The organism is Xylophilus sp., assembly GCA_009914555.1.
Lineage (GTDB): Bacteria > Pseudomonadota > Gammaproteobacteria > Burkholderiales > Burkholderiaceae_C > WNDY01.
In genome coordinates, this window is the sequence record WNDY01000043.1 from 1 (window position 1) to 16,551 (window position 16,551).

Annotated in this window: 22 protein-coding genes; 6 read left to right on the forward strand and 16 right to left on the reverse strand. The window is 69.1% G+C overall.

The window, feature by feature from the left end; translation table 11 throughout:
• The 9 genes from GAK38_RS23985 to GAK38_RS17060 all read right to left on the reverse strand — a co-directional run.
• Positions 1 to 86 (reverse strand): transposase (locus GAK38_RS23985; RefSeq protein WP_443089235.1); only part of this gene is annotated, 86 nt, incomplete at its 3' end.
• A gap of 157 nt (positions 87 to 243) precedes the next feature.
• Complete coding sequence (locus GAK38_RS17025; protein WP_325346139.1) at positions 244 to 717, reverse strand: hypothetical protein; 474 nt, start codon at positions 715 to 717, stop codon at positions 244 to 246.
• A 358-nt stretch (positions 718 to 1,075) separates the two neighbouring features.
• Positions 1,076 to 1,393 carry a BON domain-containing protein gene (locus GAK38_RS17030; RefSeq protein ID WP_325346141.1) on the reverse strand — a complete coding sequence of 106 codons (318 nt, stop codon included), beginning with the start codon at positions 1,391 to 1,393 and terminating at the stop codon, positions 1,076 to 1,078.
• Positions 1,394 to 1,532: 139 nt separating this feature from the next.
• A complete protein-coding gene (locus GAK38_RS17035) occupies positions 1,533 to 2,096 on the reverse strand; it encodes a ferritin-like domain-containing protein (RefSeq protein WP_325346143.1) in 564 nt (187 codons plus the stop codon).
• Positions 2,059 to 2,598, reverse strand: coding sequence for a hypothetical protein (locus tag GAK38_RS17040; RefSeq protein ID WP_325346145.1), 540 nt, complete (start codon positions 2,596 to 2,598; stop codon positions 2,059 to 2,061). Before GAK38_RS17040 ends, GAK38_RS17035 begins: the two co-directional genes overlap by 38 nt.
• Positions 2,595 to 2,969 carry a hypothetical protein gene (locus GAK38_RS17045; protein WP_325346147.1) on the reverse strand — a complete coding sequence of 125 codons (375 nt, stop codon included), beginning with the start codon at positions 2,967 to 2,969 and terminating at the stop codon, positions 2,595 to 2,597. The genes GAK38_RS17040 and GAK38_RS17045 overlap by 4 nt, the downstream gene beginning before the upstream one ends.
• A 54-nt stretch (positions 2,970 to 3,023) precedes the next feature.
• Positions 3,024 to 3,407 (reverse strand): hypothetical protein, encoded by a 384-nt coding sequence (locus GAK38_RS17050; RefSeq protein ID WP_325346149.1) that lies wholly within the window; start codon positions 3,405 to 3,407, stop codon positions 3,024 to 3,026.
• 57 nt (positions 3,408 to 3,464) lie between these two features.
• Positions 3,465 to 3,629: a DUF1328 domain-containing protein gene (locus tag GAK38_RS17055; RefSeq protein ID WP_325346150.1), complete on the reverse strand. Its 165-nt coding sequence runs from the start codon at positions 3,627 to 3,629 to the stop codon at positions 3,465 to 3,467.
• 186 nt (positions 3,630 to 3,815) lie between these two features.
• The gene (locus GAK38_RS17060) at positions 3,816 to 5,150 is read right to left on the reverse strand and encodes a sensor histidine kinase (RefSeq protein WP_325346152.1); all 1,335 of its coding nucleotides are present in this window, start codon (positions 5,148 to 5,150) and stop codon (positions 3,816 to 3,818) included.
• A gap of 131 nt (positions 5,151 to 5,281) precedes the next feature.
• Between GAK38_RS17060 and GAK38_RS17065 the strand changes: the two genes are divergently transcribed.
• On the forward strand, positions 5,282 to 5,914 hold the full coding sequence (locus GAK38_RS17065; RefSeq protein WP_325346154.1) for a response regulator: 633 nt from the start codon (positions 5,282 to 5,284) through the stop codon (positions 5,912 to 5,914).
• Between the two features lie 141 nt (positions 5,915 to 6,055).
• Here the strand turns inward: GAK38_RS17065 and GAK38_RS17070 are convergent, their stop codons facing one another.
• From GAK38_RS17070 to gpmA, 4 genes are all read right to left on the reverse strand, one after another.
• On the reverse strand, positions 6,056 to 6,436 hold the full coding sequence (locus tag GAK38_RS17070) for a response regulator (protein ID WP_325346156.1): 381 nt from the start codon (positions 6,434 to 6,436) through the stop codon (positions 6,056 to 6,058).
• Between the two features lie 165 nt (positions 6,437 to 6,601).
• Entirely contained in the window at positions 6,602 to 7,354 is a 753-nt protein-coding gene (locus tag GAK38_RS17075; RefSeq protein WP_325346158.1) for a HesA/MoeB/ThiF family protein, read from the reverse strand.
• A gap of 55 nt (positions 7,355 to 7,409) precedes the next feature.
• Positions 7,410 to 8,846 (reverse strand): S41 family peptidase, encoded by a 1,437-nt coding sequence (locus tag GAK38_RS17080; protein WP_325346160.1) that lies wholly within the window; start codon positions 8,844 to 8,846, stop codon positions 7,410 to 7,412.
• A gap of 88 nt (positions 8,847 to 8,934) precedes the next feature.
• Entirely contained in the window at positions 8,935 to 9,681 is a 747-nt protein-coding gene (gene gpmA, locus GAK38_RS17085) for a 2,3-diphosphoglycerate-dependent phosphoglycerate mutase (RefSeq protein ID WP_325346162.1), read from the reverse strand.
• A gap of 97 nt (positions 9,682 to 9,778) precedes the next feature.
• Here gpmA and GAK38_RS17090 point away from each other — a divergent pair, with 97 nt between their 5' ends.
• From GAK38_RS17090 to GAK38_RS17110, 5 genes are all read left to right on the forward strand, one after another.
• On the forward strand, positions 9,779 to 10,183 hold the full coding sequence (locus GAK38_RS17090) for a rhodanese-like domain-containing protein (RefSeq protein ID WP_325346164.1): 405 nt from the start codon (positions 9,779 to 9,781) through the stop codon (positions 10,181 to 10,183).
• A 24-nt stretch (positions 10,184 to 10,207) separates the two neighbouring features.
• A complete protein-coding gene (gene grxC / locus GAK38_RS17095) occupies positions 10,208 to 10,471 on the forward strand; it encodes a glutaredoxin 3 (RefSeq protein WP_325346166.1) in 264 nt (87 codons plus the stop codon).
• Positions 10,472 to 10,603: 132 nt separating this feature from the next.
• Positions 10,604 to 11,071 (forward strand): protein-export chaperone SecB, encoded by a 468-nt coding sequence (secB, locus tag GAK38_RS17100; RefSeq protein ID WP_325346168.1) that lies wholly within the window; start codon positions 10,604 to 10,606, stop codon positions 11,069 to 11,071.
• A gap of 22 nt (positions 11,072 to 11,093) precedes the next feature.
• Positions 11,094 to 12,107, forward strand: coding sequence for an NAD(P)H-dependent glycerol-3-phosphate dehydrogenase (locus GAK38_RS17105; RefSeq protein ID WP_325346202.1), 1,014 nt, complete (start codon positions 11,094 to 11,096; stop codon positions 12,105 to 12,107).
• A 96-nt stretch (positions 12,108 to 12,203) separates the two neighbouring features.
• Positions 12,204 to 12,974: a Crp/Fnr family transcriptional regulator gene (locus GAK38_RS17110; protein WP_325346169.1), complete on the forward strand. Its 771-nt coding sequence runs from the start codon at positions 12,204 to 12,206 to the stop codon at positions 12,972 to 12,974.
• Between the two features lie 27 nt (positions 12,975 to 13,001).
• On the opposite strand, the gene GAK38_RS17115 is transcribed toward GAK38_RS17110, so the two are convergent.
• The 3 genes from GAK38_RS17115 to GAK38_RS17125 all read right to left on the reverse strand — a co-directional run bounded on the left by GAK38_RS17115 (position 13,002) and on the right by GAK38_RS17125 (position 16,521).
• Entirely contained in the window at positions 13,002 to 14,597 is a 1,596-nt protein-coding gene (locus GAK38_RS17115; protein WP_325346170.1) for a rhodanese-like domain-containing protein, read from the reverse strand.
• A gap of 37 nt (positions 14,598 to 14,634) precedes the next feature.
• On the reverse strand, positions 14,635 to 15,825 hold the full coding sequence (gene metC / locus GAK38_RS17120; protein WP_325346172.1) for a cystathionine beta-lyase: 1,191 nt from the start codon (positions 15,823 to 15,825) through the stop codon (positions 14,635 to 14,637).
• 69 nt (positions 15,826 to 15,894) lie between these two features.
• Complete coding sequence (locus GAK38_RS17125) at positions 15,895 to 16,521, reverse strand: cysteine dioxygenase family protein (protein WP_325346173.1); 627 nt, start codon at positions 16,519 to 16,521, stop codon at positions 15,895 to 15,897.
• Positions 16,522 to 16,551: the final 30 nt, after the last annotated feature.

Consider the following 16,551-nt stretch of genomic DNA (forward strand, 5'->3'; position numbering starts at 1 on the left):
TGTGCCTGATCGTCCTGGTCGTGCCGCCGCGCCTGGGCGCGCCAACTGTACAGCTGGGCAGGCTGCAACCCCAGATCACGAGCCACCGTGGTTACCCCTTCTGTGGCCGCTCGCAACAGTGCCTGCTACCTGAACTCCAGGCTGAACTCCTGCCCCTTTCTGCCTGCCTTGCTCTTGGTCATCGTCCACCTCCTATTGCGATAGTTAATCGCTTATAGGGGTGTCCGTGAAACGGGGGCAAGATCACCCCGGCTTTTCGCCGGTCTCGCCGGTAAGCTGATTCGCTGCCTTGGCAATCATGTCATTGACCGCCGCATTGTCCTTGGCAACGGTGTGCTTGAGTTGCACTGCCTTGGCAAACGGATCGAACGCGTTCCCTACGGTGACGTCGGCGTCGGTAAAGGCGATATCGCGGCCTTTGGCGACATGCTTTCTTGCGGTTTCGGCCTCTCTCGCGTAACCCATGATCACGCTCTGAAGCTTCCGATTCCATTCAAGGTGCTTGTCCTTGATGACGCGTGGGTTGGCCAGCTTGATATAGGCCGGCGTCTCGGCCCGTACGTTGTAATTGCGGCCGTCCGGATGCGCAATGGGCGTTCCCGTCTGCAATACTTCCAGATTGACCTCCGTCTCGAGCTGCCGGATATAGATATCCAGTTCCTGGGCGGCATGCTCGATCAATGCCAAAGCATGCTGACAGTCAGCATAGACAGCCATCCTTCCCCCCTCCTGTCCGGTTGGTGTTTTCGAACGCTGCGGCACCCACCTGCGGCAAAGGGACCCTGGTCGGCACGACCCGCACGGAATGTCCGAAACCGGCGAAGATGGTAACCGGCCCCGGCAGCCTCCGTTTACTTCCCGCCCGCGGCGGCAAGGTTGCGGCGGGGCGCCAATGGCGTGGCGGTGCATGTCGGCATTGCCGGCGATGTCGATGATTTGACGCCTCGGCACCAGGAAAGCGGCTTCTCTCCAGAGGGAAAACAAAAAAAAGGCAGGCCGGCAGGGCGCTGAGTCCCCATCCGACCTGCCCGGGCGGCCTGTCTGTCGCAGGCCGCGGTTGCGCCGCGTGCGCTGTTTACGGGCGAACGACGATGTTGTTGCGCACGTCGCGCACGTTCTTCGTGCTGCGGGCCAGCTCTGCCGCACGTTCCTTCTCGGCCTGCGACTTGGCGAAGCCCGAGAGCTGCACCGTGCCGTTGAGGGTCTCGACGCTGATCGAGGTGGCGGCGACCGTCCTGTCTTCCGCGAACTTGGCCTTCACGGCCGTCGTGATGCCGGCGTCATCGACATAGGCGCCGATGGTCTCCTGGTGGCGGGCGACGGAGCAGCCGGTCGTGACCACGGTGATGCCGGCGAGAGCGGCGAAAGCGATTGCACGAGCGTACTTCTTCATGGGGTTTCCTTTTTGGCAGGTTGATGGCGGAAAACGGTCGGGTGCGCGGGAGGGGGTGGAGGGGACCCGCCGCGTGCGCCGCACTCCACGCGCTTGCGGCCGGCCGGGACGGGGTTTCTGGTTCTGTTCGGCGGCCGGCTCAGCGGTGCAGCCAGTCCTTCAGTTCGTCGGCATGCTCTTCCTCGTCGGCGAGCACCTCTTCGAGCAGACGGCGGGTGGTCGGGTCCCTGTCGCCGATCAGCGTGATCATCTGGCGGTAGGCCTCCACGGCGATGCGCTCGGCCACGAGGTTGGCGCGCACCATGTCCTTGCGGTCCTTGGAGCCGTCATACTGCGCGTGGCTGCGCGCCAGCAGCGTGTCGGGCGAGAAGTCGGGGTCGCCGCCCAACTGCACGATGCGCCGGGCGATCTTGTCTGCGTGCGAGGTCTCCTCCGTCGCATGCACGAGGAACTCGTCTGCAATCTTGGAGGAGTCCACGCCGTCGGCGGTGAAGTAGTGGCGCTTGTAGCGCAGCGTGCACACGAGTTCGGTGGCAAGGGCGTCGTTGAGCAGCTTGACGACTGCGTCGCGGTAGGGGCCGTAGCCCGGTGTGACCGCGCCTTCGTCCAGGTCCGACGTCGCAGCGGCATTCAGCGCCGATTCGTCGAGGCGGAGGTCGGTCGCATCATCGCTGGGAACGTAGTGCTTCACGTTCGTTTTCATCGTGGTTCTCCGGGAAGGTCAGGGTGGCTGCGCCCGCGGCCACCAGGGACGCTGCGAGCGACGTGAATTGCGACGAACGCAACAGGGCGGCGACCAGCCCGGTTACCGGCAGGTGGCGCCAGGCCCGCAGTCCCACCAGCGCGGCGCCTGTGGCCGCAGCAGCTGCCAGCAGCGTGAAAGGCTTGCGCTGACCATAGGCTGCCAGGGCGGGCTCGACCATGGACAGGGCGGTGCGGGCCGGATGGTGAGGCCACCAGAGTCCGGCGACGTCGCGGGCGGTGGACAGGAAGCCCGCGCGGCGGCGGCGCGAACGCGGTGCCGCAACGGGGGTATGCGGCGCGGTGCCGGCGGCGTCACGCCGGTCGATGGGCCCGGGCGCGGGGGGTGCGGGATGCCGCGGCGGCTGCGCGGGCGCCGGCGTGTGCGCAACGGGGCCCTGCAGCTGGCGCAGCAGGATCTGGCGGCTGCGTTCCAGCCGTTCGCGTGCGAGGGACGCGCTCACCGCGCGTCTCCCGCGCGGCGGAACAGCACCAAGTCGGCCTGCAGCTGCTCACGCAGGTCGCGCAGACCGTCGCCCGGCAAGGGGCGGCGAGCCACCCGCCATGCGACCAGCGTCGCGGCGACCGGCACGCCGGGTACGACGACCAGCACCCAGTGGAACTGCGACTGCAGCAGTCCGATCATCACCGCCGTTCCTGCCAGCACCAGCCCCACCAAGCCCATGACGAGCACCAGTCCCCAGGCCACGGCACGCTGGACGGCCTGGCCGCCCAGGGCCTTGGCTTCTTCACGGACCAGGCTGCCGTAGCCGAGGACGTGGTCCAGCACCAGGTCGGGATGCTTGATCAGCGTGGAAACGAGCGGGTGCAACATGGGCGTGGGGAGCGGGGGCGGCGGGCAGGGGTGAAGGTCTGTCGATCGGCCGGATCAGTAGCGGTTGCGCGGGCGGCTGCTGCGCGTGGCCAGCAGCACGGCCGCGGCGACGGCGGCACCGGCGGCGGCGGCGATCAGAACCGACTTCACCGGCTGGTCGGCAACGTAGCGGCCGGTCACGTCGGAGTAGTGGTCGATCTGGCGGCGTGCGCGTTCGCGCGTGTCGCTCCAGGCGTCCAGGCCGCGCTGGGCCCAGTCCTGGGCCGTTTCGGCGATGCGGTCGACGGTCGGACTGACGTCACGGCGCAGATCGCGGACCTTCTCGCTGGCACGGTCCAGCGAATCGTTGGCCAGGTTGCGGGTGGATTCCACCGCACCCTGTGCGCTTTGAAGAACGTCGTCAGCCAGATCGCGGGCCTGGGTCGTCGGGTTGGTCATGGACTAGCTCCTTGTCTTTTGCGAGAGTGAAAAACCGAGAGAGTGCGAGTGCGGGCATCAGCCCTTTCGCAGCAGGCTCAGCACGAAGGTGACCACGGCCATGATCACGAAGATGAAGAACAGGATCTTGGCGATGCCCACGGCACCGGCCGCGATTCCGCCAAAGCCGAAGAGGGCCGCGATCAGTGCGATCACCAGAAACACAACGGCGTAGTGCAGCATGTCATCTCCTTGCCCGGGGCTGTCCCCGGAGGTTGCAGCGTTCGCCTGTCGATACGCTTGGAAGAGAGCTTAGGCGGCGGGCGGGGCCGGGTTCGCCAGTGCCGCGCGCGGCCCCCTGTCAGGCCTGGTACGCGGGCGCTGTAGGAGCCTGCCGACGGCTGCGGCGTCGGCGGCGCGGCCTTCGCTTCAGCTGTGGGGAAGCACCGCCGATACCACGGTCCCCTGTCCCGGCGCCGAGGTCACACTGAGCTTGCCGCCGGCAGACTCCACCCGGTGGCGCATGCCCGCGAGGCCGTGGCTCGCGGGCCGGACGTTGTCCACGCTGAAGCCGTTGCCGTCGTCGCGCACCTCCAGCGCCACATAACCGGGGTAGTTGTGCAGCGTGACGATCACGTTCTTGGCCTCGGCGTACTTGCCGATGTTGGTGAGTGACTCCTGCACCAGCCGGTACACGGTGAGCTGGGCCGACTGGTCCAGCTCCACGGTCTCGAAGTTGATCTCAAGGTTGATGCCGGAGCGCTCGGCGAACTCGCGCGTCAGGATCTCCAGCGACGCGGTCAGCCCCAGGTTGGCCAGCGACGACGGGCGCAGGTCCTCGATGATGCGGCGCTTGAGCGCGATGCCGCTGTTGAGCGTCTCGGTCAGGTGCTGCAGCCGCTCGACCACGTCGGGCGCGGTGCCGACCTTGGACTTCAGCCGCGCCACGTCGAGCTTGGCCGCGGTGAGCAGGGCGCCCAGTTCATCGTGCAGCTCGCGCGCCAGGTGGCCGCGTTCCTCTTCGCGCACCTGCTGCAGGTGGGTGGCCAGTTCGCCCAGCGACGCGGTCCGGTCGCGCACCTGGGATTCCAGGCGGTCGCGCTCGCGGCCGAGTGCCTCCTGCTCGCGCAGGCCCGCGCGGTTGAGCGCGCTGGTCTGCCGCAGGTACATGTAGAACGCCAGCAGCCCGATCAGCGCGACCATCGCGATGCCGATGCGCGCGAGCAGCAGCGAGCGCTCGATCTGCGCCTGGCTGTCGCGCATGCGCGCGCTGGTCTGCGCGATCAGCTGGTAGGACTGCTCGCGGATCGCGTCCATGTGCTCACGGCCCACGTCGGTCAGCATCACGAACTTCCAGGCGTCTTCGTTGCCCTGCTTGCGCAGCCGCACGCTGAGCTCCATCTCGGACAACTTCTGCGCCACGTGCAGCGCCAGCCGGGCGAAGCCGTTTAGTTCATCGGAATGCGGTCGGAAGATGCCGCGCAGCTCGTCGAGGTTGGCATTGACTTGCACGATCGCGCTGGTGTAGGGCTCCAGGTAGCGCGTGTCGCCGGTCAGCATGTAGCCGCGCTGCCCGGTCTCGGCATCAAGCATGTTCTGCAGCAGCCGGTTGAGCGTCGCGTGGGTCGCCTGGCTGCGCGTCATCTCGTCGACCGCGCGGGTCGACTGCTCGTAGCCCGTCTCGTTGATGCCGATGAGGGCCACCGCGGCGATCACGGCCAGCGGCAGGCTGATGGTCATCTTCGGAATCGCAAACCAGCGCATCGCGCCTCCTGTCTCGTTCTTCAATGGATTTCGTGGCAACGATGGCTGCGCAGCAGCGCCCGTTGAGCGGCAATTCGTGAATAATCCAGCCAAGCACCTGCGTGTGCTTTCACACCAAGGAACAGGCGAAGATGATCAAAATCGGAATTGTGGATGACCACGCCATCGTGCGGGCCGGCCTGCGGCAGTTTTTTGCCGACCATGTCGACCTGCGCGTCGTTGGCGAAGCGGCCAACGGCCGCGAGGCCATCGACCTCGTGCGCAACACGGAGATCGACGTGCTGCTCATGGACCTGTCCATGCCCGGCCAGAGCGGCCTCGATGCACTGGCCATGATCCGTGCCAAGGCGCCGGACGTCGGCATCCTGATCCTCAGCGGATACCCCGAGGAGCATTACGCGATGACGCTGATCCGCCAGGGCGCCAGCGGATACCTGAACAAGGAATGCGACCCCGCGGAAATCGTCAACGCGATCCGCACGATCGCGCTGGGCCACCGCTACATCACGCCGTCGGTGGCCGAGTTGCTCGCGCAGCAGCTCAACCGCAAGGAAGACGTACCGGCGCACGAGTTGCTGTCGGAGCGGGAATTCCAGGTGTTCCTCAAGCTGGCCAAGGGCGAGACGGCGGGTGATATCGCCAAGTCGCTGTCGCTGAGCGTGAAGACCGTCAGCACCTATCGCACGCGCCTCATGGAGAAGATGAACCTTGCCTCCAACAGCGACCTGACGTACTACGCGCTGAAGAACAAACTGATCGATTGATACGCCGCGGGCCGCCCTGCCGCACCGGCGGCAGCCGGCGCAGCATGAAGGGCGCATATGCACGACGGGCCGGTGATACCGGCCCGTCGTCTTTTGGAAGAAGGCAGAAGCGGCAGGCTTCAAATCGGCAGGGCGGCGTTCTCAGGTGAGCGAGGCACTGTTGACTACGCAATAGTCCACCAGGGCGTCGATCTCGTTGGACTTGTCGAAGACCGCATCGACACCGAGCTGGGCGCAGCGGGTGCGGATGTCGGCGGTCGCGTAGTTGGTAAGCACCACCACCTTCTGGTGGCTGCGGCGTTCGCCGCATGCGGCGACCACACCCAGTCCGCTGCCCTGCTTCAGGAAGAGATCGACGATGGCGAGATCCCATTCGTCTCCGTTCTCCTCGAGCCACGACCGGCCGTCGTTCTCGGTCTCGGCAAAACCCACGGGACGAATCGACGCCAGTTCCTCGAGCGTGCCGACAAGGTTCTCGCGGATGGTCGCGTTGTCTTCAACAATGTACGTTCTCAGTCCCACATTCAATCCATCTGTGACATCGTCAAAGCGAAAGCAATGTTGCAGCGCTGTCGGGCGACCTGTGATGTGTATGGCGCAATGTACCTGTCGAGCCGGCCGGATTGTGCCAGCGCCCGGAAGGGCGGCTTGTGGGAGGAGTCCTACGCGGATCCTCGGGGCAGCGCTTCAATGGCGCGCGGCGCAGACGATGCAGTGCGCATCGCGTGTGGTACGGAGGGTGGTGATGTCCATCGACCGGCCGTCGATCATGAGCAGCCGCCCTGTCAGCGGTTGGCCGACGCCGGCGGCGAGCTTGAGCGCCTCGGCGGCCTGCATGGCGCCCACGATGCCCACGAGCGGCCCCAGCACGCCGAGCACGGCGCAGCGGGTCTCCTCGAAGTCTTCCTGTGGCGGAAACAGGCAGGCATAGCAGGGCGAGGCGTCGTCGCGCGGGTCGAACACGGCGAGTTGCGCATCGAAGCGCAGGGCTGCACCGGCCACCAGGGGGCGGCGGTGGCGCACGCAGGCGGCGTTGACCCGCTGGCGCGTGGCGAAGTTGTCGCTGCAATCCAGCACGATGTCGGCATGCGGCACGAGCCGGTCCAGCGATGCATCGTCCGCACGGGCGTGGACCGCATGGAAGCGGACGTCGGGATTGATGCCGGCGACCGCGGCAGCCAGGGAGTCGGCCTTGGACTGGCCGACGCGGCCCACGGTGTGGGCGATCTGGCGCTGCAGATTGGTGAGGTCGACTGCATCGTCGTCTACCACCGTCAGCCGGCCGATGCCGGCCGCACCTAGGTAGAGCGCCGCAGGCGAGCCAAGCCCTCCGGCGCCGATGATGAGGACGTGGCTGGCCAGGATGCGCTCCTGACCCTCGATGCCGATCTCGTCGAGCAGGATGTGCCGCGAATAGCGCAGCAACTGGTCGTCGTTCATGGATGCCGCCGGCCCCGCTGCCGGCGCAGCGATGGCGTCCGGCAGCGGCGGAGAATCAGTTCTCCTTGGGCTCTTCCTTGCGCTCGGTCTGCGTCTTGCTGGCGACGACCGGACGGCCCTTGAGCTGGTTGAGCGCCTGCTGGAGCTGGAAGTCGTTGTCGGCGCCGAACTCCGGCAGCTTGCGCTCCGACGTGGACTTCTTCGCTTCTTCCTCCAGGCGCTGGCGCGCTTCCTCGCGGGCTTTCTCGCGGGCAGCGTCCTTCTGCTCCTCGCCCTGGCCGCTCGCCAGGTGCTTCTCCAGATCCGCCTCGCGGGTGCGCAGCGCCGAAAAGATGTTGCCTTCGGCGGTCTCGTCGATCATGACGTCGGGCACGATGCCTTTGGCCTGGATCGAGCGGCCGCTCGGCGTGTAGTAGCGCGCCGTGGTGAGCTTGAGGCCGGTGTCGGGGCCGAGCGGCAGCACGGTCTGCACCGAGCCCTTGCCGAAGGTCTGGCTGCCCAGGATGGTGGCGCGCTTGTGGTCCTGCAGGGCGCCGGCCACGATCTCGCTGGCCGAAGCCGAGCCTTCGTTGACCAGCACCACCAGTGGCACCGTCTTGAGCGCGGCCGGCAGGCGCTTCAACGGATCGCCGGCGCCGCGGCGCTGGTAGAACTCCGGTGCCGCCTTGTAGGTGAACTTGCTCTCGGCGATCTGGCCGTTGGTCGAGACCACGGTCACGTCGCTCGGCAGGAAGGCGGACGAGACGGCGACGGCTGCGTCCAGCAGGCCGCCCGGATCGTTGCGCAGGTCGAGCACCAAGCCCTTGATCTGCGGGTCCTGCTTGTACAGTTCCTCGAGCTTGTGAGCGAAGTCGTCGACCGTGCGCTCCTGGAACTGCGACAGGCGCAGCCAGGCGTAGCCGGGCTCGATGATCTTGCCGCGCACCGACTGCGTGCGGATCTCCTCGCGCGTGACCGTCGAGGGAAAGCTGCGGTTCTCGTCCTTGCGGAAGATCGTCAGCGTGACCTTGGTGTTGGGTTCGCCGCGCATGCGCTTCACCGCTTCGCTCAGCGCCAGGCCCTTGACGGCGGTGTCGTCGATCTTGGTGATCAGGTCGCCCGGCTTCAGGCCCGCGCGGAAGGCGGGCGAGCCTTCGATCGGGGAGACGATCTTGATCAGCCCGTCTTCCTGGGTGATCTCGATGCCGACACCGACGAAGCGGCCGGTCGTGCCCTCGCGGAATTCCTTGAAGGACTTCTTGTCGAAATACTGCGAATGCGGGTCGAGGCTGGAGACCATGCCCGAGATCGCGTCGGTGATGAGCTTCTTGTCATCGACCGGCTCGACATAGTTGGCCTTGACCATGCCGAAGACGGCCGAGAGCTGCTGGATCTCTTCCAGCGGCAGCGGGGTGAACGCACCGCGCGCCACCGTCTGGAGCGATACCGTGGTCAGCGCGCCGGCGACGACGCCGAGCGACACCCAGCCTGCTATTTTGAGTTTCTGGCCCATTCATGCACCTTTGCGGATCAATATACACCTTGGAAGCCGGCCGGCGCCCCGGGTTCCATGGTCCGGCATGTATTTTGCGACGCTGCGCTCAGCCCTGCTTGCCCTGGGCCGCCACGGCGGCGGCGGCCCTGGCGGCAGCTTCGGCGTCGCCGAGGTAATAGTGGCGGATCGGCCTGAGCTCGGCGTCCAGTTCGTAGACCAGCGGGATGCCATTGGGGATGTTCAGGCCGACGATGTCCGATTCGGAGATATCGTCGAGGTACTTCACCAGCGCGCGGATCGAGTTGCCGTGGGCGGCGACGATCACGCGGCGGCCCTTGAGGATGGCCGGGGCGATCGATTCGTTCCAGAACGGCAGCACCCGCGCGACCGTGTCCTTCAGGCACTCGGTACGCGGGAATTCGCCGTCGGCCAGGCCGGCGTAGCGGCGGTCGCCCTTTTCCCAACGCGGATCGTCGGCGGCGAGCGCCGGCGGCGGTGTGTCGTAGCTGCGGCGCCACACCAGGACCTGGTCGTCGCCGAACTTCTTCGCGGTCTCGGCCTTGTTGAGCCCCTGGAGCGCACCGTAGTGGCGCTCGTTGAGGCGCCAGCTGTGCACCACCGGCAGCCAGGTGCGGTCCAGCTCGTCGAGTGTGTGCCACAGCGTGCGCGTGGCGCGCTTGAGCACGCTGGTGTAGGCCAGGTCGAAGTCGTAGCCCTCGGCCTTCAGGAGGCGGCCGGCTTCCTTGGCCTGCTCGACGCCGGTGGACGTCAGGTCCACATCGGTCCAGCCGGTGAAGCGGTTTTCGAGGTTCCAGGTGGATTCGCCGTGGCGCACGAGAACGAGTTTGTACATGGTGTCCCCAGAAGACGGTGGGAGGATCGGAGTCGCAAAGCCCGCCATTCTAGAATTAGCCGGTTGCCCCATCCGAGAACGTTCTTTAAGGACCACCGTGAATTTCATTGTCGACAACTGGCTGCTTTTCTCCGTCGCTATCGTTTCGGGCGGCCTGCTCGTGGCGCCGCTGCTGCGCGGCGGCGGCGCGGGCGCGCTCAGCGCCGCGGGCGCGGTGCAGCTGATCAACCGCGAGAAGGGCGTGCTGATCGACCTCAGCGAACCCGAGGCCTTCGCCCAGGGCCGTCCGGCCGGCGCGCGCAACCTGCCGCTGGGCCAGCTCGAAGAACGCCTGCCGGCCGTCGTCAAGAACAAGGCGCTGCCGCTGATCTTCGTGGGCCAGGGCGGCCAGGGCGCCCGTGCCAGGGCCATCGCGCAGAAGCTGGGCTACGAGAAGGCCCAAGTCCTCGGCGGCGGGCTGAAATCGTGGAAAGACGCTAATCTGCCGGTCGACAGGAACTGAAAACGCAAGGAAGCCCTTTTCCCCATGACCCAGCACGTCAAGATGTACACCACGGCCGTCTGCCCCTTCTGCATCCGGGCCAAGCAGATCCTCAAGTCCAAGGGCGTCGAGGCGATCGAGGAGATCCGCGTCGATGCCAACCCCGAGGAGCGCAGCCGCATGATGGAGATCACCGGCCGCCGCACGGTGCCGCAGATCTTCATCGGCGACACCCATGTGGGCGGCTGCGACGACCTGGTCGCCCTCGACGGCCGGGGCGCTCTGGTGCCCCTGCTGCCGGGGGCCTGAGCGGCGTCCGGCGCTGCCACGGGCGGCGTGCATAATGCGCGCACGCGGGCCCGCTGCAGGAGCAGAAGTCTCTTGCAGCGGGCCTTTTCCATTGGGTGAACAGACCTGTTTCCTTCTCCGATCGTTACTTCCATGGCCGACCAACAGCAGCAAGAACCCGTCTTCCAGATCCAGCGCGTCTATCTGAAGGACCTGTCGCTCGAGCAACCCAATTCGCCTGCCATCCTGCTCGAACAGGAGCAGCCGACCGTCGACATCCAGCTCGGCGTGGAAGCCCAGCCGGTGGCCGAGGGCATCTTCGAGATCGCGGTGACCGCCACGGTGCAGACCAAGATCAAGGACAAGACCGTGTTCCTGGTCGAGGCCAAACAGGCCGGCATCTTCGAGATCCGCAACGTGCCCGAGGAACAGCTGGGGCCCATCCTCGGCATCGTCGCGCCGCAGATCGTCTACCCCTACCTGCGCGGCAACGTGGCCGACATCATCAACCGCGGCGGCTTCCCGCCGGTGCACTTGGCCGAGATCAACTTCCAGGCCATGTACGAACAGCAGCAGGCCGCTGCCGCCGGCAACGGCGGCGCGCCGGCCGTCACGCAGTAACCGCGCCGCCGCGGCAGTGCCGATGCGGATCGTCGTGCTGGGGGCGGGCGCCTTCGGCACCGCACTGGCCCTGAGCGCCGCGCAGCGGACCGATGCGCGGCATGAGGTCGTGCTCTGGGCGCGCGATACCGCCCAGGCGGCGGCCTTGCGCGCCGCCCGTACCAATGCCCGGTACCTGCCGGGCTTTTCCTTTCCCGATGCCCTGACCGTGGCCGACGGCCCGCCCGGCGCCGCGGTGCGCGGTGCCGGCCTGGTCATCGTGGCAACGCCGGTCGCCGGCCTGCGGCCGACGCTGGAGCAGTTGCGCGACACGGCTTCGGCGCCGGTCGCCTGGCTCTGCAAGGGCTTCGAACCCGCGCAGGCCGGGCAGATGGCCGGCCTGCTGCCGCACGAGGTGGCGGCGGCGGTCGCGCCGCGCCTCCAGACCGGGGCGCTCAGCGGCCCGAGCTTCGCCCAGGAGGTGGCCCAGGGCCGCCCCAGCGCCTTGGTGGCCGCCAGCGTCCATGCGTCCGTGCGTGATGCGCTGGCCGCGGCGCTGCACGGGCCTGCGCTGCGCGTCTATGCCAACGACGACATTGCCGGCGTCGAGGTCGGCGGTGCGGTCAAGAACGTGCTCGCAATCGCGGCGGGCCTCTGCGACGGATTGCAGCTGGGCCTCAACGCCCGCGCGGCGCTGCTCACGCGCGGCCTGGCCGAGATGAGCCGGCTGGGTCTGGCGCTCGGCGCGCGCACCGAGACCTTCATGGGCCTGTCGGGCCTGGGCGACCTGGTGCTCACGGCCACCGGCGACCTCAGCCGCAACCGCAAGGTCGGCCTGCTGCTGGCCGAGGGCCGCACCTTGCAGCAGGCGGTGGATTCGCTCGGCCACGTGGCCGAGGGCGTGTACTGCGCGCGCACCGTGGTGCAGCGCGCCGCGGCGCTCGGCGTGGAGATGCCGATCGCCCAGGCCGTGGTCGCGCTGCTCGACGGTGCCATCGCGCCGGCCGAGGCGGTGGCCCAGCTCATGGGCCGCGACGCGCGCGACGAAGGCGTCTGACCGGGGGCGCCGCCAGCGTCGGCGGCCCTGCCCGGACAGGGTTTTGGCAAGCCGGTATCCTGTGCCGGGCATTTACTTCGCCGATACGAAAAAATGATGACAGCAGCCCCTGTCGGCCTCGCGCCAACCTTCCATGCGCCGCGTCCCGGTGCCGTCGCGCTCCCCGGCGAGGACGACGCGCCCGCCGTGTCCGCCCTCGGCCTGCGCCGCGTGGCCCTGTTTGCCGACCTCTCCGACCCGCAGCTGGCCAGCGTTGCGCGGCTGTGCGCCTGGCGGCATGTCGAGGCCGGGCAGACGATCGACCGCTGCGCCACCGGCGCCGTCGTCGCCGTCGTCCAGGGCCGGGTGCGCATCTCCACCGTAGGCGCCCATGGGCGGGAGCTGGCCCTGGCCGACCATGCGGCCGGCAGCTGCTTCGGCGTCGTCCATCTTTTCGACCGGGCGCCGGTGACGCTGTCGGCCGTGGCCCTCGAATCCGGCCTGCTGGCCCGGATCCCGCACGCGGACTTCCTGGCGCTGCTGCGCGCGGAGCCGCGCGTGGCCGAGCGCGTGGTGCGCGAGATGGGCGCTGTCGTGCAGCGCATGGCGCGCCGGGTGATCGACCTGGGCACGCTCGGCATGGCGAGCCGCCTGCATACCCGCCTCCTGGCCCTGGCACAGGCGGCTGGCATCGAGGGCAACCAGGCCATACTCTCCCCTGCACCGCGCCATGCCGACCTGGCCAGCACCGTGGCCACGACGCGCGAGGAGATCACGCGCGAACTCTCGCGGCTCACCCGCGAAGGCCTGCTGGCCAAGGAAGGCCGCACGCTGGTGCTGCGCGACGTGGCGGCGCTGCGCGCCCGGGTCGCAGCGGCCCGCCACTGACCGCTTCGGCGGATCGGGGCGCGGTTCTCAGGCCGCGGCGGGCAGGCGGAACACCGCCAGCTCGTCGGGCTGGCACTGGCCGATCAGGCCGGTCTCCCAGGCGAGGTAGGCGCGCGCCGCGTCGAGGTTGCCGTCGTGGCGGTCGTGCACGAAGAGCAGGTAGTCGATCGCATCGGCGTCGGCCGGCAGCTGCGGCGTGGCTTCGGTCGGCAGGCCTGCCTGCTGCCAGGCGGCCTGGGTGGTCCAGGCGATGTCGGCATGGCCGGCCTCGCGCAGGTCCTGCGCGGCGAGCGCGGCGGTGCCGGCGTCCTCGGCGATCAGCACGATGGCCGCGGCGCCCTGCGGCACGGCGGCCGTGATGCGCGGGCGGATGCTCCAGGCCACGCCGGCACCGTGGCCTGCGCGGTAGGCGCGGCTGCCGCGCAGGTCGATCCAGGCCGTGCCGGCGCGGGCGTGGCGTGCGGCCACGGCGGCGGCGTCCAGCAAAGGAATGGGGTATGTGCTGCTACCGACCAGCTGCTGCGCGCTGCTGGGCCGTGCAGGGGGGTGTATTCTGGCGGCAATGCCGCCTTCGACCGTCGCTGCCTCGAAGCCGAGCTGGCGCAGCCAGCTGGCCGCCACCGGCGCGCGCACCGCCTCGTCGTCGAGCAGCAGCAGCCGGCTGTTGCGCACGCCGACCGACAGGTCGGTCGACTGGACCAGCTGGCCGCCGGGCACCTGCACCGCGCCGGGCAGCGAGCCGGCGGCGAATTCCTCGGCGCTGCGCACGTCGATCAGGTAGGTGGTGCGCACAGCGTCGTCGAGCCAGTCCTGGGCCTGGGCAGCGCTCAGCACCGGGGCGCCGTGCCTGGCGGCCAGGCGGGCGGCGCGCTCGCGCAGCAGCGGCAGGGCGTCGGCGGCGGGCCGTGGCGGCACGGGCTCGGCGCTGCCGTAGCGCAGCTCGTAGCCGGCCAGCTTCCAGCCCTGGGTGCCGTTTTCCAGAGCGACGACCGGGTTGGGAAGGCCGAGGTTGCGCAGGGTCTGCGCGCCGACGATGCTGCGGGTGCGGCCGGCGCAGTGCACGACGACCGGCGTGGTCGCGTCCGGCAGCAGTGCGGCCAGGCGCAGCGCGAGTTCGCCGTTGGGCAGCGGCAGGGCGCCGGGCACGGTCTGGCGGCGGTACTCCTCGGGTGTGCGGCCGTCCACCAGCAGCAGCGGCTCGCCGGCGGCCTGGCGGCGGGCCAGTTCCTGCGCCGGGATGCGCGGCGTGTGGAAGACCTGTTCGACCAGTTCGCCGAAGGTCTTGGAGGGCACGTTGACGCCGCGGAACAGCACGCAGCCGGCCTCGGCCCAGCCCTGGGCGCCGCCCTGCAGCAGGTACAGGTCGTCGTAGCCGAGCGCGGCCAGCCGTGCGGCCGCCCGCTGGTCCAGGCCGTCGCCCGCGTCGCTGTAGACCACGGTGCGCACGCTGCGGCGCGGCAGCAGGCGCGGCGCCAGCTTTTCGAGCTGGCTGTAGGGCAGGTTGACGGCGAAGAAGGGATGGCCTTCGCCGAACTGGCCGGCCTCGCGCACGTCGATCAGGGCGATCTCGGCGCCGTCGGCGAGCCAGGCGCGCAGGCTGCGCGCGTCGATGGAAGCGGTCATGGAGGGGTGAGTTGCTGGTGGGGGTGGGAAAAGAGGTTCAGCGGCCCGCGGCCGCACGGTCGAAGCCGCGGGCCAGGTCGGCGATCAGGTCGGCCGGGTCTTCGAGCCCGACGTGCAGGCGCACCAGCGGCGCGCGGCTGCCAGCCCAGGCCGAATGGCCGGCCAGGCGCTCGGGCGCGGTCAGCAGGGCCAGGCTCTCGTAGCTGCCCCACGAGGCGCCGATGGCGAACAGCTCCAGCGCGTCGACGAGGGCGGTGGCGCGGGCGAAGTCCTCGTCGGCCAGCGCGAACGACAGCAGGCCGTTGGCGCCGCGGAAGTCGCGCTTCCACAGCGCATGGCCGGGATCCTCGGGCAGCGCGGGGTAGTAGACGCGGGCGACCTCGGGGCGGCCTTGCAGGAAGCGGGCGACCTCCAAGGCGTTGCGCTGGTGGCGCTCCAGCCGCACGCCCAGCGTGCGGATGCCGCGCAAGGCCAGGGCGGCCTCGTCGGCGCCGACGGTCAGGCCCAGCGCTTCCTGCGCGGACACGAGCTGCGCGGCGACATGGTCGTTGCCGGCCACGACCACGCCCTGCATCAGGTCGGCATGGCCGCCGATGTACTTGGTGGCCGCCTGCAGCGAGATGTCGGCGCCGAGCGCGAGCGGCTGGTGCAGGTAGCCGGCGCCCCAGGTGTTGTCGACCGCCACGGCCACGCCGCGGGCGTGGGCGATGGCACTGAGCGCGGGCAGGTCGAGCACCTCGCCGAGCAGCGAGCTGGGCGATTCGAGGTAGAGCAGCTTCGTCTCGGGCCGGATCAGCGCGGCCAGGTTCTGCTGCGCCGGCGAGAAGTATTCGACGGCGATGCCCAGGCGCTTCAGCAGCGTCCTGTCGGTGTGGCGCAGCGGCGCGTACACGCCGTCGCTCACCAGCGCATGGTCGCCTGCCGAGAGCGTGGCCAGGAACACGTGGGTGATCGCGGCCAGGCCCGAGGGCGAGAGGAAGGCGCGCACGCCGCCTTCCAGCGCGCGCACCGCTTCCTCCAGCGCGCGGTGCGTGTCGAAGCCGTGGATGCCGTAGGAGGCCACGTCCTCGCCGGCCGCGCGGCGGCGGGCGTAGTCGAAGCGGGTGGCCATGTCGGCGTAGCGCAGCGTGCTGCCGCGCACGACCGGCACGGGCACCGGGCCCACGCCGCGTTGCAGCGGCGGTGTGCCGGCGTGGGCGAGGCGGGTGTCGATGTGCTTGTCGGTCATGGAGGGGGTATGGGGCAGTGGCGATTGTGGTCCAACCGCTGTAAGGTGGTCGTGCCGGGGGTATGTCGATCAGCGGACCGCGGCGTTCCGGCTGGGGCGCATCTGCGTGGCGTTGTAGTTCACCACCTCGCCGGTCGCCAGGTCGTAGCCCACGCGGCCGGTCAGCGTCTCCAGCGGCTGGCCGTAGAGGTGGAAGTGCAGCGTCGGCTGCGTGCCGTCCACATGGATGCTGTGCACGTCGTCGGGCAGGAAGGCGATCGGCGCGCCGGGGCGCACGGTCTGTTCGCGCTCGACCGCCAGCGTGGCATGGCCGGGGCGGCGGCCGTCGTCGGTGCGGCGGTAGATGCGGTTGTGCTCGTCGCCGGACAGCGCCACGATCACGGCCCAGGTGTCGTGGTTGTGCGGCACCGTCTTCTTGCCGGGGTTGATCGAATTGAGGTAGAGCGCGATGCCGGCCTCGCCGTCCTGCGGGTTGAGGCGGTAGCGGGTCGATGCGCCCACGCCGGCGTTCTCGGCCGGCGGCGGGAATTCGCCGGCCGGAAACAGCTCGGGCCGCGCCGCCAGCCGTTCCAGCACGGCGGCGACCTGGGCTAGCGTGTCGCGGCTCACGCCGCCGGCATCGAGCAGGCGGCGCACTTCGGCCAGCGCGTTGCCGACGGCGGTGCTGCGCTGGGCGGGGATCGTGGTAGCGGTCATGGTCGTTTCATCTCTCTCGTGGGGGAAGGA

Excerpts from the sequence above, each read along its gene's own strand:
- GAK38_RS17105 (WP_325346202.1), top strand. The coding sequence starts at position 11,094 with ATGCGGATCGTCGTGCTGGGGGCGGGCGCCTTCGGCACCGCACTGGCC.
- GAK38_RS17065 (WP_325346154.1), top strand. The coding sequence starts at position 5,282 with ATGATCAAAATCGGAATTGTGGATGACCACGCCATCGTGCGGGCCGGC.
- GAK38_RS17110 (WP_325346169.1), top strand. The coding sequence starts at position 12,204 with ATGACAGCAGCCCCTGTCGGCCTCGCGCCAACCTTCCATGCGCCGCGT.
- GAK38_RS17115 (WP_325346170.1), bottom strand. The coding sequence starts at position 14,597 with ATGACCGCTTCCATCGACGCGCGCAGCCTGCGCGCCTGGCTCGCCGAC.
- GAK38_RS17030 (WP_325346141.1), bottom strand. The coding sequence starts at position 1,393 with ATGAAGAAGTACGCTCGTGCAATCGCTTTCGCCGCTCTCGCCGGCATC.
- GAK38_RS17125 (WP_325346173.1), bottom strand. The coding sequence starts at position 16,521 with ATGACCGCTACCACGATCCCCGCCCAGCGCAGCACCGCCGTCGGCAAC.
- metC (WP_325346172.1), bottom strand. The coding sequence starts at position 15,825 with ATGACCGACAAGCACATCGACACCCGCCTCGCCCACGCCGGCACACCG.
- grxC (WP_325346166.1), top strand. The coding sequence starts at position 10,208 with ATGACCCAGCACGTCAAGATGTACACCACGGCCGTCTGCCCCTTCTGC.
- GAK38_RS17055 (WP_325346150.1), bottom strand. The coding sequence starts at position 3,629 with ATGCTGCACTACGCCGTTGTGTTTCTGGTGATCGCACTGATCGCGGCC.
- secB (WP_325346168.1), top strand. The coding sequence starts at position 10,604 with ATGGCCGACCAACAGCAGCAAGAACCCGTCTTCCAGATCCAGCGCGTC.
- GAK38_RS17025 (WP_325346139.1), bottom strand. The coding sequence starts at position 717 with ATGGCTGTCTATGCTGACTGTCAGCATGCTTTGGCATTGATCGAGCAT.
- GAK38_RS17075 (WP_325346158.1), bottom strand. The coding sequence starts at position 7,354 with ATGAACGACGACCAGTTGCTGCGCTATTCGCGGCACATCCTGCTCGAC.
- gpmA (WP_325346162.1), bottom strand. The coding sequence starts at position 9,681 with ATGTACAAACTCGTTCTCGTGCGCCACGGCGAATCCACCTGGAACCTC.
- GAK38_RS17080 (WP_325346160.1), bottom strand. The coding sequence starts at position 8,846 with ATGGGCCAGAAACTCAAAATAGCAGGCTGGGTGTCGCTCGGCGTCGTC.
- GAK38_RS17045 (WP_325346147.1), bottom strand. The coding sequence starts at position 2,969 with ATGTTGCACCCGCTCGTTTCCACGCTGATCAAGCATCCCGACCTGGTG.
- GAK38_RS17035 (WP_325346143.1), bottom strand. The coding sequence starts at position 2,096 with ATGAAAACGAACGTGAAGCACTACGTTCCCAGCGATGATGCGACCGAC.
- GAK38_RS17060 (WP_325346152.1), bottom strand. The coding sequence starts at position 5,150 with ATGCGCTGGTTTGCGATTCCGAAGATGACCATCAGCCTGCCGCTGGCC.
- GAK38_RS17050 (WP_325346149.1), bottom strand. The coding sequence starts at position 3,407 with ATGACCAACCCGACGACCCAGGCCCGCGATCTGGCTGACGACGTTCTT.